Source organism: Ruegeria lacuscaerulensis, from assembly GCF_013034685.1.
GTDB lineage: Bacteria > Pseudomonadota > Alphaproteobacteria > Rhodobacterales > Rhodobacteraceae > Ruegeria > Ruegeria lacuscaerulensis_B.
The window spans coordinates 104,506-119,047 of sequence record NZ_WQGO01000006.1; the positions used below are offsets into that span (position 1 = coordinate 104,506).

At 55.4% G+C, this 14,542-nt stretch carries 17 protein-coding genes; 8 read left to right on the plus strand and 9 right to left on the minus strand.

All coding sequences use genetic code 11. The annotated features are described in order from the left end of the window. Positions 1-81: 81 nt before the first annotated feature. From rph to GOV80_RS15765, 4 genes are read left to right on the plus strand one after another with little or no spacing between them, the layout of a single operon-like run. Complete coding sequence (gene rph / locus GOV80_RS15750) at positions 82-795, plus strand: ribonuclease PH (protein ID WP_170786175.1); 714 nt, start codon at positions 82-84, stop codon at positions 793-795. Continuing rightward, positions 792-1,406: an RdgB/HAM1 family non-canonical purine NTP pyrophosphatase gene (gene rdgB, locus GOV80_RS15755; protein WP_170771354.1), complete on the plus strand. Its 615-nt coding sequence runs from the start codon at positions 792-794 to the stop codon at positions 1,404-1,406. Before rph ends, rdgB begins: the two co-directional genes overlap by 4 nt. Further along, positions 1,396-2,550, plus strand: coding sequence for a radical SAM family heme chaperone HemW (gene hemW / locus GOV80_RS15760; RefSeq protein ID WP_170786177.1), 1,155 nt, complete (start codon positions 1,396-1,398; stop codon positions 2,548-2,550). The genes rdgB and hemW overlap by 11 nt, the downstream gene beginning before the upstream one ends. Before the next feature lies 1 nt (position 2,551). Next, entirely contained in the window at positions 2,552-2,905 is a 354-nt protein-coding gene (locus GOV80_RS15765) for a YbaN family protein (RefSeq protein ID WP_170771350.1), read from the plus strand. Here the strand turns inward: GOV80_RS15765 and GOV80_RS15770 are convergent. The 7 genes from GOV80_RS15770 to GOV80_RS15800 all read right to left on the minus strand — a co-directional run bounded on the left by GOV80_RS15770 (position 2,895) and on the right by GOV80_RS15800 (position 10,269). Then, positions 2,895-3,791 carry a ParB/RepB/Spo0J family partition protein gene (locus tag GOV80_RS15770; protein ID WP_170786179.1) on the minus strand — a complete coding sequence of 299 codons (897 nt, stop codon included), beginning with the start codon at positions 3,789-3,791 and terminating at the stop codon, positions 2,895-2,897. The genes GOV80_RS15765 and GOV80_RS15770 overlap by 11 nt on opposite strands. Before the next feature lie 19 nt (positions 3,792-3,810). After that, positions 3,811-4,611 (minus strand): ParA family protein, encoded by an 801-nt coding sequence (locus tag GOV80_RS15775; RefSeq protein WP_170786181.1) that lies wholly within the window; start codon positions 4,609-4,611, stop codon positions 3,811-3,813. Continuing rightward, entirely contained in the window at positions 4,604-5,206 is a 603-nt protein-coding gene (gene rsmG, locus GOV80_RS15780) for a 16S rRNA (guanine(527)-N(7))-methyltransferase RsmG (protein ID WP_170786183.1), read from the minus strand. Before rsmG ends, GOV80_RS15775 begins: the two co-directional genes overlap by 8 nt. Then, a complete protein-coding gene (gene mnmG / locus GOV80_RS15785; RefSeq protein ID WP_170786185.1) occupies positions 5,203-7,071 on the minus strand; it encodes a tRNA uridine-5-carboxymethylaminomethyl(34) synthesis enzyme MnmG in 1,869 nt (622 codons plus the stop codon). The genes rsmG and mnmG overlap by 4 nt, the downstream gene beginning before the upstream one ends. A gap of 12 nt (positions 7,072-7,083) precedes the next feature. Next, positions 7,084-8,370, minus strand: a complete 1,287-nt coding sequence (gene mnmE, locus GOV80_RS15790; protein ID WP_170786187.1) for a tRNA uridine-5-carboxymethylaminomethyl(34) synthesis GTPase MnmE — start codon at positions 8,368-8,370, stop codon at positions 7,084-7,086. Between the two features lie 30 nt (positions 8,371-8,400). Continuing rightward, on the minus strand, positions 8,401-9,672 hold the full coding sequence (gene rho / locus GOV80_RS15795) for a transcription termination factor Rho (RefSeq protein WP_170771337.1): 1,272 nt from the start codon (positions 9,670-9,672) through the stop codon (positions 8,401-8,403). Positions 9,673-9,819: 147 nt separating this feature from the next. After that, a complete protein-coding gene (locus GOV80_RS15800; RefSeq protein ID WP_170771335.1) occupies positions 9,820-10,269 on the minus strand; it encodes a CopD family protein in 450 nt (149 codons plus the stop codon). A 404-nt stretch (positions 10,270-10,673) separates the two neighbouring features. Here GOV80_RS15800 and GOV80_RS15805 point away from each other — a divergent pair, with 404 nt between their 5' ends. From GOV80_RS15805 to dnaQ, 4 genes are read left to right on the plus strand one after another with little or no spacing between them, the layout of a single operon-like run. After that, complete coding sequence (locus GOV80_RS15805; RefSeq protein WP_170771333.1) at positions 10,674-11,273, plus strand: Maf family protein; 600 nt, start codon at positions 10,674-10,676, stop codon at positions 11,271-11,273. Next, on the plus strand, positions 11,270-12,103 hold the full coding sequence (locus GOV80_RS15810) for a shikimate dehydrogenase (protein ID WP_170786189.1): 834 nt from the start codon (positions 11,270-11,272) through the stop codon (positions 12,101-12,103). The genes GOV80_RS15805 and GOV80_RS15810 overlap by 4 nt, the downstream gene beginning before the upstream one ends. Next, on the plus strand, positions 12,100-12,693 hold the full coding sequence (gene coaE, locus GOV80_RS15815; RefSeq protein WP_170786191.1) for a dephospho-CoA kinase: 594 nt from the start codon (positions 12,100-12,102) through the stop codon (positions 12,691-12,693). The genes GOV80_RS15810 and coaE overlap by 4 nt, the downstream gene beginning before the upstream one ends. Next, complete coding sequence (dnaQ, locus tag GOV80_RS15820) at positions 12,686-13,408, plus strand: DNA polymerase III subunit epsilon (protein WP_170786193.1); 723 nt, start codon at positions 12,686-12,688, stop codon at positions 13,406-13,408. Before coaE ends, dnaQ begins: the two co-directional genes overlap by 8 nt. A 27-nt stretch (positions 13,409-13,435) precedes the next feature. Here dnaQ and secB read toward each other — a convergent pair whose 3' ends face one another. Together secB and GOV80_RS15830 are read right to left on the minus strand one after the other, a co-directional pair. After that, the gene (gene secB, locus GOV80_RS15825) at positions 13,436-13,939 is read right to left on the minus strand and encodes a protein-export chaperone SecB (RefSeq protein ID WP_170771325.1); all 504 of its coding nucleotides are present in this window, start codon (positions 13,937-13,939) and stop codon (positions 13,436-13,438) included. Between the two features lie 64 nt (positions 13,940-14,003). Further along, entirely contained in the window at positions 14,004-14,495 is a 492-nt protein-coding gene (locus GOV80_RS15830; protein WP_170786195.1) for an FxsA family protein, read from the minus strand. Between the last annotated feature and the right edge of the window lie 47 nt (positions 14,496-14,542).

Here is a 14,542-nt window from a genome sequence, read left to right on the forward strand (position 1 = left end):
GCAGGTAAATGAAAGGTCAATCGGGGTTGCATCGTAACGCCACGGGGCGGTATCCCAAAGCCAGCAAACAAAGGAAATTCCATGCGACCCTCAGGACGTAATCTAGACGAAATGCGCGCTGTTTCCATCGAGACAGGTTTCACCAAACATGCCGAAGGGTCTTGCCTGATCAAGATGGGCGACACCCATGTGCTATGTACCGCCACGATCGAGGACCGCGTGCCGCCCTTTATCAAGGGCTCGGGCCTTGGCTGGGTGACTGCCGAATACGGGATGCTGCCCCGCGCGACCAACACGCGGATGCGGCGTGAGGCGGCCTCAGGCAAGCAAGGCGGTCGCACCGTGGAAATCCAGCGCCTGATTGGCCGCGCCCTGCGCGCCGGTGTCGACCGGGTGGCGCTGGGTGAACGACAGATCACTGTCGACTGCGATGTCATTCAGGCCGATGGCGGCACCCGCTGCGCCTCGATCACCGGCGGTTGGGTCGCGCTGCGTCTGGCGGTGAACAAGCTGATGAAAACGGGCGATGTGATTTCCGATCCTCTGGTCGATCCTGTCGCCGCCGTGTCTTGTGGCATCTATGCCGGTCAGCCGGTACTGGATCTGGACTACCCCGAAGACAGCGAAGCCGGTGTGGATGGCAACTTCATCATGACCGGCTCGGGCAAGCTGATCGAAGTACAGATGAGCGCCGAAGGCTCGGTCTTTAGCCGCGCGCAGATGGATCAGCTGATGGATCTGGCCGAAAAAGGCGTCAGCGAACTGGCAGCCGCACAGAAAGCCGCCACCGCATGACCCGAAAGTTCGACAGCGACAGGCTGCTGGTCGCCACGCACAACAGAGGCAAGCTTGAGGAGATGGCGCATCTTCTTGAGCCCTTTGGCGTGACCGTGATCGGCGCGGGCGAGATGAACCTGCCCGAACCGGAAGAGACAGAGGATACCTTTGTCGGCAATGCCCGGATCAAGGCGCATGCCGCGGCAAAGGCGACCGGCCTGCCTGCTCTGTCGGACGATTCCGGGATCACCATCGACGCGCTGAACGGCGCACCCGGCGTCTACACTGCCGATTGGGCCGAAACTGGCAATGGCCGGGATTTCCTGATGGCGATGACCCGCGCTCATAATGAGTTGGAAGCCAAAAACGCCCCCCACCCGCGTACTGCGCAGTTCCGCAGCACCCTGGTGTTAGCCTGGCCCGACGGTCATGACGAAGTGTTCGAGGGCATCGCTCCCGGTCATCTGGTCTGGCCCATTCGCGGCGAAGGCGGTTTTGGCTATGACCCGATGTTTGTCCCCGACGGCTATGACATTACCTTTGCCGAGATGGATCGCTGGGAAAAGAACAAGATCAGCCATCGCGGCCGCGCGGTGGAGATGTTCGTGAAGGGCTGCTTTGGCGGATGATTGGCGCAACGGGGGCTTTGGCCTGTACGTGCATTGGCCCTTTTGCGAGGCCAAATGCCCCTATTGCGATTTCAACAGCCATGTTTCCCGTAATATTGATCAAAAACAATGGCTTGAGGCGTATCTGACCGAGCTGCGCCGCTCGGCCACCGAAACGCCCGATCGCATCCTGAACACGATCTTCTTCGGTGGCGGCACCCCATCTCTGATGGATCCCGACACCGTCGCCGCTGTGATTGATGAGGCCCGCGCCCTGTGGCGGCCCGCCAATGACATGGAAATCACGCTTGAGGCCAATCCCGGCTCGGTCGAGGCTGGGCGCTTCGCTGCCTATCGTGATGCCGGCGTGAACCGGATCTCGATGGGGGTACAAGCGCTGAACGATGAAGATCTGCGTCGTCTGGGCCGTATCCACACAGTGGCCGAGGCCCACGCCGCCTTTGATATCGCCCGTAATTGCTTTGACCGCGTCAGTTTCGACCTGATCTATGCCCGCCAGCATCAAACGTTGGACGATTGGCGCGCGGAACTAACCGAAGCCCTGTCGATGGCCGTTGATCATCTGTCACTGTACCAACTGACGATCGAAGAAGGCACCGCCTTTGGCGACCGTTACGCGGTGGGCAAACTGCGCGGCCTGCCCGAGGATGACCACGCCGCTGACATGTACCTCGCCACGCAGGAGATTTGTGAGGCCCACGGCCTGCCCGCCTATGAAGTGTCAAACCACGCCCGACCAGGCGCGGAGTCGCGGCACAATCTGATCTATTGGAACTACGGGGATTATGTGGGCATCGGACCCGGTGCACATGGGCGCATCACGGTTCATAACACCAAATACGCCACTGAAACCTACTTGTCGCCAACCGCGTGGTTGACTGCTGCCCTCAAGGGATCGGGTGAAAAGGAACGCACCGCGCTCAGTCCGCAAGATCAGGCAAATGAATACCTTATAATGGGTCTACGTATTTCTGATGGTCTAGATATAGATCGCTACAGTGCATTATCATCGTATGAGCTGCCACATGGCAAACTCAACGATCTGAGTGAAATCGGTATGGTCGAGGTGCAAGGCCGTCAGCTTAGGGCCACCAAAAACGGACGCGCAGTATTGAATGCCGTTATCCGGGAATTGCTGGGGTAGCATGCAGTATCTTTGGGCTACTCTGGGATTGATTTGCGTGGCGCTTGCAGTCATCGGTGTCGTGCTGCCACTGCTACCGACCGTCCCGTTCCTGCTGTTGGCCGCCTTCTTCTTCGCGCGCTCATCGTCCCGTTTGCATAATTGGCTGATCACACATCGCACGTTCGGCCCAATGATTATTGATTGGCAAAGCTCCGGCGCCATTCGTGCAAGTGCAAAAAAAGCGGCAACCGTGTCGATTGCCGCCGTTTTTGGAATTTCAGTCCTGATTTCTGTACCGGGGTACGTTCTTGCAATCCAGGCGGTCGTTTTGGGCGCTGTGCTAACCTTTATCTGGACCCGCCCTAACGGCTGAGCTTGGCGCAAAGATCGTCAAGTTGATCCAGGTTTTCATAGGTCAACACAACCTGCCCCGTCTCGGTCCCCGCTTTGTGGTTGATGACAACCTTCATCGCCAGAATGGCCGACAGATCTTTTTCCAACGCCCGCGTATCCGCATCCTTCCCGGCATCCAGATTACGCGCCCGAGGAACCGGTTTTGCTTCATTCGGCTGCTGTTGTTTCTTGACCAACGCCTCGGTCGCGCGGACCGAAAGGCCATCGCGGATCACAATTTTCGCCAGCTCTGTCGGGTTTTCGGCAGTAATCAACGCCCGCGCATGGCCGCCGGACAGCTTTCCCTCGACCACGAAATGCTGCACATCCATTGGCAATGACAGCAATCGCAGCAGGTTTGCGATATGGCTCCGGCTTTTACCCAGAGCCTCGGCCATTTTTTCCTGCGTATGGCCAAAGCGGTCCATAAGCTGTTTGTAACCCGCGGCCTCTTCTACTGCGTTCAAATCAGCACGCTGGATATTCTCAATAATCGCGACTTCCAGCACCTCGGTGTCATCGAAATCCCGCACAATAACTGGAATTTCATGCAGTTGCGCCATCTGCGCAGCACGCCATCGCCGCTCACCAGCGACAATCTCATAATCACCTTCCGAGATTTCACGCACGATCAAAGGTTGGATAATGCCCTTTTCCTTGACCGAAGCCGCCAGTTCATCCAGTTGCTCTCGTGAAAAAGTACGGCGCGGCTGGTTCGGATTGGCGTGCAGTTTTTCAATCGGGACTTTCATGTCCGGGCGGCGTGGTTCGGACATGACGCGGCCTTCGGTTTCCTGCGTTACATCCGCCATCAATGCAGACAATCCGCGCCCCAACCCCCGAGGTTTCGATTTCTTTGCTGCCACTGTGACCTCCTACCGCCATTCAGGCGGCTTTTTTATTCTTATGCATGACCTCGCGCGCCAAGTGTCGGTACGCCATCGCCCCTAAGGACCCAGAATCATATTGCAGAACTGGCAAAGCGTAAGACGGAGCTTCGCTGACCCGAACATTTCTGGGTATCTTGGTTTTAAATACCATCTCACCCAGATTGTCACGCGCGTCTTTTTCCACCTGACGGGACAAGTTGTTGCGGTTGTCATACATAGTCAGCACAACACCTTCGATTCTGAGGTCGGGGTTTGCGGTTTGCCGAACCTCTCGAATGGTCAGCATAAGCTGCGATAGGCCCTCAAGCGCAAAGAACTCACTTTGCAGCGGAACCAGCACAGAATGCGCCGCAACCATTGCGTTGACGGTTAAAAGGTTCAGAGAAGGCGGGCAATCGATCAGAACAAAGTCAAACCCAAACTTGTCGATAGCGGTTTGACGCAATGCGTCATGAAGCAGATAGCTGCGTTTTTCATTTGAAATAAGTTCGATATCAGCCGAACTTAGATCCACAGTCGCCGGGATAACAAAAAGCCCACCAATTTCTGTTTCCTGAACGACCGCCTCCAGTGGAGCATCATCCAGGATCAGATCATAAGTCGTCCAATCCCGGTCTTCGACTCCTAAACCGGTGGACGCATTGCCCTGCGGGTCCAAATCCACCACGAGAACTTTGCATCCAGCTTCTGCCAGGCCCGCAGCGAGGTTGATCGCAGTTGTTGTCTTTCCAACACCGCCCTTCTGATTAGCTACCGCAATTATCCGAGGGCCAGAAGGACGAGACAAATCAACCACGAGAAACTCCTTTTATCTTAAGGATAACGGCTTGGGGCTCGGTTAAACTTGTAATCGGCTCGGCATCGAAATTCCATTCCTCCTGCGCGTCCGACAGTTCTTTTTTCCACTTCGCGCCTTTCGGCAACAGGGCTGTCCCAGATTCGCCTAAATGCCTGTCGCAAAACGATAATAAGACCTTTAACTCTGCAAGCGCGCGGGCTGACAAAACATCGGCATTCAAGGGGTCAACGGATTCAATTCGTTTGGAAATTACCCGGCAATTCGTGCTGCATTCACGCGCCACATTTCGCAGAAATGCCGATTTTCTTTGATCACTCTCCACCAGTGTGAACGAGGCGTCCGGATATTCTTCCATAGCCAGAATCGCGCAGACCATACCTGGAAATCCGCCCCCACTACCCAGATCAACCCAAGAATTGAAGCTGTCGGCGCAGCGATAAACTTGCACAGAATCTTTGATGTGCCGCTCCCATATGTCCTCCAGGCTGTTCCTCGAGACAAGATTTATGCTTTGATTCCACTTTTTGACCAAGTCCACATAAGTGGTCAGCCGGGAAAATGTTTCACGTGAAACATTTAAGTCGTCCCTCATATCTTTCGCACTTTCTGGTTGCGGCGAAGTCTGGCCAAAACCAATGTCAGAGCTGCAGGCGTAACGCCTTCGACGCGACTAGCCTGACCAATATTCTCCGGCTTTGCTTGGGACAGCTTTTGTTTCATCTCTGACGACAGGCCTTCCAGGGCAAAAAAATCGAAACCCCTAGGAATTTCATAAGCTTCATCCCGACGCATTGCTTCGACATCTCTTTTCTGCCGCTCAATATAGTTCGCGTACAGCGCGTCACGCTCCACTTGTTGACGGATATCAGGGTCAACGGCTTCCGAGCCCGAAATTAGTGGGATCAAATCCGAGTAATTGACTTTGGGAAACGCCAGAATCGCCATGCCATCTCGACGATTGCCGTCGTTATTAACCGAAATTCCTGCCGCGTTTATCTCTTTCGGCGTATATTTCCGCTTATTTAGCAACGACTTTGCCGCCGTTAACTTCTTCATCTTCTCGGAAAACACTTCTTCCCGTTTAGGTGTTACGCACCCCAACTTAATTCCGACCGGCGTTAACCTCTGGTCTGCATTGTCTGCTCGCAATGACAGGCGAAACTCAGCACGAGACGTGAACATCCGGTAAGGCTCCGCGACTCCCTTGGTGGTAAGGTCGTCAATCATTACCCCTATGTAACTGTCTGCACGTGTAAAATGAACAGGTTCTCTATCCAAGGTGGCCAGGGCGGCATTTAGTCCCGCTACCAAGCCCTGAGCAGCCGCCTCCTCATACCCAGTGGTTCCATTAATTTGACCTGCCAAATATAAACCTGGCACAGAAGGCAGAGACAGCGAGGAAGTTAACACACGGGGATCCACATAATCGTATTCGATCGCGTATCCTGGTTGCAGAATCTTGGCTTTTTCCAAGCCCTTAATAGACTGGACATATTCGCGCTGAACGCCTTGCGGCAACGAAGTTGAGATTCCATTTGGATATATTGTGTGATCATTGACCCCTTCCGGCTCCAGAAATATCTGGTGGGAGTCCTTTTCGGCAAATCGAACAATCTTATCTTCAATTGAAGGACAGTACCGCGGGCCAACGCCATCAATGTGGCCGCCATACATTGCTGAACGCGCCAAGTTCTTTTCGATTATCTCGTGTGTTTGAGCATTCGTATGTGTAATACCACACGAGATTTGGGGAGCTACAACCGAACTGGACAAAAAAGAGAACAGGCTTGGTTCATCGTCTCCGTCTTGACGCTCTAGATCTGACCAATCAATCGTTCGTCCGTCCAATCTTGGCGGAGTGCCCGTTTTCAAACGACCAAGTGGTAACTCAAAGCTATCTAATCTTTCTGCCAATCGAACCGACGGTCTGTCGCCCATCCGTCCGCCCGGTTTGGACTGATCCCCAATATGGATCACACCGCGCAGAAATGTCCCGGATGTTAAGATCACTGCTTTTGCTCGGATTTCTGAGTCGTCCGCCAATCGGATACCGGCAACGCGATCGGCGACCATCAGGAAATCAGTCACTTCACCGACAATAACGCTCAACTCTTGTTGAGCTTGAGTTTCTTTTTGCATTGCCGCCCGGTACAAAGCCCGGTCTGCCTGCGTTCGGGGACCTTGCACCGCGGGCCCCTTGCGGCGGTTTAGCAACCGAAACTGAATTCCGGCCCGATCTGCGACGCGCCCCATAACGCCGTCCATGGCATCGATTTCGCGTACTAAGTGGCCTTTGCCCAGTCCTCCGATTGCTGGGTTACATGACATGACTCCAATGTCGGCGGCTGATAAAGTCACCAATGCGGTATTCACACCCATCCGTGCGGCGGCGTGGGCTGCCTCGGTTCCTGCGTGGCCCGCGCCGATGACGATGACATCAAAATCCGAATGTTTCACGTGAAACACTCCTTACTTGCCCAAGCAGAAACTCGAGAATATTTCGTCCAACAAGTCTTCAACCCCAATCCTCCCGACCAGAGATTCCAACGTTCTGATAGCTGTGCGCATTTCTTCGGCAGCGATATCATACAGGTCTGGGCCTGATTCCAGAACCGAGATTGCCGCGTTCAAGGCCTGTTGCGCATTGATCAGCGCAACACGGTGCCTTTCTCGTGTCGAAATACCAGATGTCGTGGTTCGCGATGACAAAATACGCGATATACGGGCAACAAGTGCATCCACTCCGTGGCCTGTTTTCCCAGAAATTCCATTTTCACCCTCGTCTCGAAGGTCGGATTTAGGGAAAACTTGGATATCGTCGGACTGAAACTGCACATCCAATTCGGACGGGTCAGCTGTCAGAAACACTCGCATATCCGCAGCTTCCGCCCGTTTCTTTGCCAACGCAATCCCCAATGATTCCACATGATCTTCGGTTTCGCGCAATCCGGCCGTGTCCAACAGTGTTACCGGCAGACCGTCCAAGTCCATCCGCACTTCGATCACATCGCGTGTAGTTCCGGCATATTCCGATGTTATCGCGGCTTCTCGCCCGGCCAGCGCATTCAGCAAAGTAGACTTTCCAGCATTGGGCAAGCCGACAATAGCAACTTCAAATCCTGTGCGAATACGTTCAGCAATCTTGACGCCTTCGGCTTCACGCATCAGGTCGGACATGACACCTTCAACTAAGGCCCGAACTTCAGGCGTGACATCGGTTGGCACCTCTTCATCCGCAAAATCGATCACGGCCTCAAGCAGGGACGCAGCACGGATCAGGTCGCGACGCCAACGCTCGGCAAGCTGCCCCAGACCCCCAGCTAGAATAGTCTGCGCCTGCTTGCGTTGCGCTTCAGTTTCCGCGTCGATCAAATCGGCAAGACCTTCGACCTGAGTCAGATCCATCTTGCCGTTTTCCAACGCGCGACGGGTGAATTCTCCGGGTTCAGCCAGGCGTAAACCATCGGTATCGGACAAACACCGCATCACAGCATTCACCGACGCAGTGCTACCATGAATTTGCAGCTCTGCGACGTCCTCGCCAGTGAAACTGGCCGGAGCGTGGAACGTCAGCACCAACCCGTTATCCAGACGAGATCCATCCGGCCCGCGCAGCGTGCGTAAATTCATACCGCGCGCGGGAAGTTCCCCGCCCGTCAGATCCCTGACCGCCGAGTGCGCTAAAGGACCAGAGAGGCGTATAACCGCCACCCCTGCTTTGCCTTGCGCGCTGGCCAAGGCGAATATCGTATCCATTCGAAGGCCTCGCGTCCGTTAAGACCTGTGTCAGGTATTCATTGAATCGAAGAACTCGCCATTCGTCTTCGTCTGTTTCAACTTGGACAGCAGGAACTCGATCGCGTCGGTCGTCCCCATCGGGTTGAGGATGCGGCGCAGAACAAATGTTTTGGCCAGATCACCCTTGTCGACCAGCAGATCCTCTTTCCGGGTGCCCGATTTGAGGATGTCAATCGCCGGGAACACACGCTTGTCGGCGATTTTGCGGTCCAACACGATTTCCGAGTTACCCGTGCCTTTGAATTCTTCAAAGATCACCTCGTCCATCCTGCTGCCGGTGTCGATCAGCGCTGTGGCGATGATGGTCAGCGAACCGCCCTCTTCGATGTTCCGGGCCGCACCAAAGAACCGTTTGGGTCGTTGCAGAGCATTCGCATCCACACCACCGGTCAGAACCTTACCCGAAGATGGGACCACAGTGTTAAACGCCCTACCAAGTCTTGTTATTGAGTCGAGCAAAATAACAACATCTCGTTTATGCTCGACCAAACGCTTGGCCTTTTCGATCACCATTTCCGACACGGCCACGTGGCGCGTTGCAGGTTCATCAAAGGTCGAGGACACGACCTCACCCTTCACCGAGCGCTGCATGTCCGTCACCTCTTCGGGGCGTTCGTCGATCAGAAGGACGATCAGGTAGCATTCGGGGTGGTTCTGTTCGATCGAGTGCGCGATGTTCTGAAGGATCACCGTCTTACCCGTCCGCGGAGGCGCCACGATCAGCGACCGCTGTCCTTTACCAATTGGCGCAACAAGGTCGATCACGCGAGCGGACTTGTCTTTGATGGTGGGATCTTCGATCTCCATCTTCAGACGTTCGTCTGGGTACAAAGGTGTCAGGTTGTCGAACAGGATCTTGTGCTTAGCTTTCTCGGGGTCTTCAAAGTTGATCTTTGTGACCTTGGTCAGCGCAAAATACCGTTCGTTGTCATCGGGCGCCTTGATTTCACCTTCAACGGTGTCGCCAGTGCGCAGCGAATGCAGGCGGATCATGTCAGGCGAGACATAAATGTCGTCAGGACCCGGCAGATAGTTTGCCTCGGGCGAACGCAGGAAGCCAAAGCCGTCTTGCAGCACTTCCAGCACGCCATCGCCGCCAACGGTCCAGCCCTCATCCGCGCGTTCGCGCAGGATCTGGAACATCATCTCGCCCTTGCGCATGGTCGAGGCGTTTTCGATCTCCAGCTCTTCGGCCATCGCCAGAAGGTCTTTGGGGCTTTTGGCTTTCAGATCGGCCAGATTCAGGGATTCATTGGACATGATACAAACCTTCACCGCAATCAGCGCGGCACGAAGTGGAATTTCAGTACGGAAGATACGCCGCCCGGACGGGCGTGTTGTCCCCTACATAAGCGTGACCTTTGTTGGAGTCAAACTGCCCTTGTATTTCCTAAGTAGTTTGTGCCCTCAGAACTTCAGAACGACCGCCAGGACGATGATAACCATCAAAACGGTCGGAACCTCGTTCATCATGCGGTACTGCCGCCCAGTGAGCTTATTTCGCCCCTCTATGAAGTCCTTGCGCCGCGCCATCAGCCAATGATGGAACCAGGTCATCCCGATCACCGCGACCCCCTTGGCCCAGGGCCAGGCCCAGTCCCAGCCAACAATGCCGGGCGTGAAGACCATGATCAGCCCGCAGACCCACGCCACGACCATCGCTGGGCGCATGATCACGCGCAGCAGCTTCTCTTCCATTTCAAAGAAGATATCCTGCGCTCCGTCGACCGCTTGAGCCTTTTCTACGTGATAGACGAACAAGCGGGGCAGATAGAACAACCCTGCCATCCATGAGATCACGGCCATGATGTGAACCGACTTTACCCACGGGTAGATTGCGAAAAGAAGGTCGGTCATGCTGGCTCCGAAGGTTTCCCGGAACCCTCCCTAATAAAAAAATAAGAAAAGAAAAAGGATGATGGTTTTGTAGGGCGGTCCAAATCCGTGGATTACTTTTTTACACATATGTTTTCCCCAAGTGGACAGAATCCGGTTCTGGGCGGTTGATTCTGTTGAGAGAAAGTTTTTCCTATTAATATCAATTATTTATACTTTTCTTGAATATGAATCACTGGGGATAAGTCTTCGGGTATGTTTGGAAAACCCCGGTTTTCCCGTTTGTCGACTTATCCTTGTCCCTACTGGATAGTATTCGGGCGAATCCGGGATGTTTGACGCGAAAATCGTGGGCTTGCGTGTCAACAGGAAAGCCATACAAACCATCCCGGAACCGTTAACGATTTGCTCAGGGGGTTTTCCACATGTCTGTCCCCATCATTCTGGCCTCTGGCTCGTCCATCCGGGCGGAGTTGTTGCGCAATGCGCAGGTGCCGTTCAGCGTGCAAACCGCGCGCGTCGATGAAGACACAGCTAAACGCGCCCTTCTGGCTGAAGGCGCCTCGCCCCGCGATATTGCAGATGCTCTGGCCGAGATGAAGGCCCGCAAGGTCAGCGACAAACATCCCGGCGCGATGGTGTTGGGATGCGATCAAGTGCTGGACTTCGACGGTCAGCTTTTATCGAAACCACAAACGCCTGACGACGCGCTGGCGCAGCTTAGGGCCATGCGGGGGAAACGGCATATGCTGCTATCGGCGGCCGTGATCTATCAGGATGGCGAGCCGATCTGGCGGCATGTGGGTCAGGTTCGCTTGCGGATGCGGATGAGCTCGGACGCATATCTGCGGGGCTACGTGGATCGAAACTGGGACAGTATCCGTCACGCCGTTGGGGCCTATAAGCTGGAAGAGGAAGGTGTGCGCCTGTTCGCCACCATTGACGGAGACTATTTTAACGTCTTGGGTATGCCCTTATTGGAGCTGTTGAATTTTCTGGCCGTCAAAGGGGTGATTGATCAATGAGCAAGGCAAAGATTCCTCTGGCCGGGGTGATCGGGCACCCAGTGGCGCATTCGAAATCGCCTCAGTTGCATGGGCATTGGTTAAAGACCTATGGGTTGTCGGGTCACTACGTGCCGATGGATGTGTCCACGGACGATTTACAGGATGTGTTGCGCGCTTTGCCCAAGGCTGGGTTCGTGGGAACCAATGTCACCGTTCCGCATAAAGAGGCTGCGCTACGTCTGGCCGATGAGGCCACGGACCGAGCGCGCAAGATTGGCGCGGCGAATACGCTGGTGTTTCAGGACGATGGCCGAATCCACGCCGACAACACCGATGGCTATGGATTTCTCGAGAACCTGCGCAGCGGCGCGCCGGATTGGTCCCCGACGGACGGACCTGCGGTTGTGTTCGGGGCAGGCGGTGCCGCGCGAGCGGTGCTTCAGGCTTTGGTCGAGGCAGATGTGCCCGAGATTTTGCTAACCAACCGTACCCGGGAGCGGGCCGAGACATTGCGAGATGAATTTGGGCCCAGCATCACGGTTGTCGATTGGGTTCAGGCCGGAAATGTGATCGAGGATGCCGAATTGGTGGTCAACACCAGCTCTTTGGGGATGCAGGGGCAGCCCGAGTTACGCGTGCCGCTGGACGGGTTGCAGCCCGGTGCGGTTGTGACGGACCTGGTCTACGCACCGCTGAAAACGCATCTGCTGAAAAGCGCCGAAGAGGCCGGCTGCACCACCGTCGATGGTTTGGGCATGTTGCTGCACCAGGCTGTGCCGGGTTTCGAAAGCTGGTTCGGTGTCCGCCCTGAAGTCAATGTAGACCTGCGCGCGGCTGTTTTGTCATGAGTTTCGCGCTTGGCCTGACGGGCTCGATCGGAATGGGCAAAAGCACCACAGCGCAAATGTTTGTCGATGAAGGCTGCGTGTTATGGGATGCTGATGCAGCAGTGCATAGACTCTATTCAAGGGGCGGTGCTGCAGTTGAACCGATGCAAGCTACTTTTCCCGCCGCAATCGTTGACGACGCGGTCAGCCGCGATGCGCTGAAACAGATCATCACAAATGACCCGGCTGCGCTCAAGCAGATCGAAGGCATCGTGCACCCCTTGGTTGCCGCAGACCGCGCTGCGTTTCGAGCAAACGCTACCGCGGATATTCTGGTTTTCGACATTCCCTTGCTATTCGAAACCGGTGGAGATGCTGCGATGGATGCCGTGGCTTGCGTGTCGATCCCGGCGGATGAACAAAAACGTCGCGTCATGGCGCGGGGAACGATGTCTGAGGCGCAGTTCGAGCAGATCCGCGCCCAACAGATGCCGAATGACGAAAAATGCGCACGATCTGATTTCGTGATCGTGACGGACAGTCTGGACCATGCCCGCGCGCAGGTGCAGGATGTGGTCAGGCAGATACGGGCGGGTTTGGCAGATGCGTGAAATTGTACTGGATACCGAAACCACGGGGTTCGATCCCGAAAGTGGCGACCGCATCGTGGAAATCGGCGCGGTCGAGCTTTGGAACCACGTGGCCACGGGCGAGACCTATCACGTCTATATCAACCCCGAACGTTCGATGCCGGAAGAGGCGTTTGGCGTTCACGGTATCGGCCCGGACCTTCTGGAAACTCCGCGACCACCGGAAAAAGGTGAAGTAACACTGAAGGACAAGCCGGTTTTTGCCAAGGTCGGTCAGGGATTTCGCGACTTCATCAAGGATTCGAAACTGGTCATCCACAACGCCTCGTTCGACATGAAGTTCCTGAACGCCGAGTTGAAATGGATGGGCCTGCCGCAGATTCCGATGGATCAGGCGCTCGATACGCTGGCCATCGCGCGCAAACGCTTTCCGGGTTCACCCGCCTCGTTGGATGCGCTGTGCCGGCGGTTCAATATCGACAACTCGAACCGAACGCTGCACGGAGCGCTGCTGGACTCTGAGATTCTGGCCGAGGTCTATCTGGAGCTGATCGGTGGACGGCAGCCGGATTTCGGCCTTTCGACTGTCGCCTCTGCGGCAGGTGCGGGCGGCGAAGAGTGGCGACCCACGGCACGACCGACACCCTTGGCGTCAAAGATCACCGATGAAGAACGCGCAGCACATGAAACATTTGTGGAAAAACTGGGCGAAAACGCCCTGTGGACCCGCGCCTGAGGGATTATCCGGCGCGGGTCGAATGGGTTAGGCTTCGGCTTTTTGTGCTTCGGCCTGACGACGCATCAACTCGTTGCGGTACAGGGCCACGAAGTCGATATTGTCCAGGTTCACCGGCGGATAACCACCATCGCGGGTTACGTCGCTGACGATGCGGCGCAGGAACGGGAACAACATCCGCGGGCACTCGATCATCAGGAACGGATGCAGTTGGTCATCGGCCACACCTTCAACGTGGAACAGGCCGCAATAATCCAGCTCGCACAGGAACAGGATGTCTTCCATGCCCTTGGCTTTGGATTTGAGGTTCAGTTTGACCGAAACCTCATACTGATGCTCAGTCGGGCGCTTTTTTGCATCAAGATTGACCTGAACGGAAATCTCGGGCTGCACGTCGCCGGATACGCCCTTTTGGGCCATCACGTTTTCAAACGACAGATCACGAATGAATTGTCCCAGAACGCGCATCTGGATCTGCGGTGCCGCCTGGGCTGCGGCGGCTGTGTTTTCTTTGGCGTCTTCTTCGGCCATTTATCTACTCCGAAACTAAAATTTGCCTTTGCTTAGCAAGTTGGGCGCGGCACCTCAATGCAGGTCACGGACCTTCGACCCATTTCGATGGTTTTGATGGGTCACGGCGGGGGTGAACCTCGGTGTATTCCCCGTCGATCACGTCGTCTTGCGGTGCAGGGTCAGGACCGGTGCGGAACTGCGCGCCACCACCCATCTGAAACTGGGTGATGGTTACTCTGGACTTGAGAAAGTTGAAAACGGCCACCCGAACTCCGGGAATAAGCAAAGCAAAACCAATGGCATCGGTGAAAAACCCCGGTGTTAGCAGCAATACGCCAGACAACAGGATCATGGCGCCGTGGGCCAGCGGCTCGGTCGGGTCGTCCAGTTCGGCAAAGGATCGCTGCAGATTGGCCAATGCCATGCGACCTTGTGTCCGTACCAAAGCTGTGCCCAACACAGCCGTCAGAACGACAATCGCAAGCGTTGGCCACAGACCGATCAGGCCGCCTACCTGAATGAACAAGGCGATCTCGATGATCGGGACCAGCAAAAAAGCGAGGAACAGATACATATGCGTTATCCTTTAACCAGGCTCGGGCAGTAGACTTGGCCCGAACT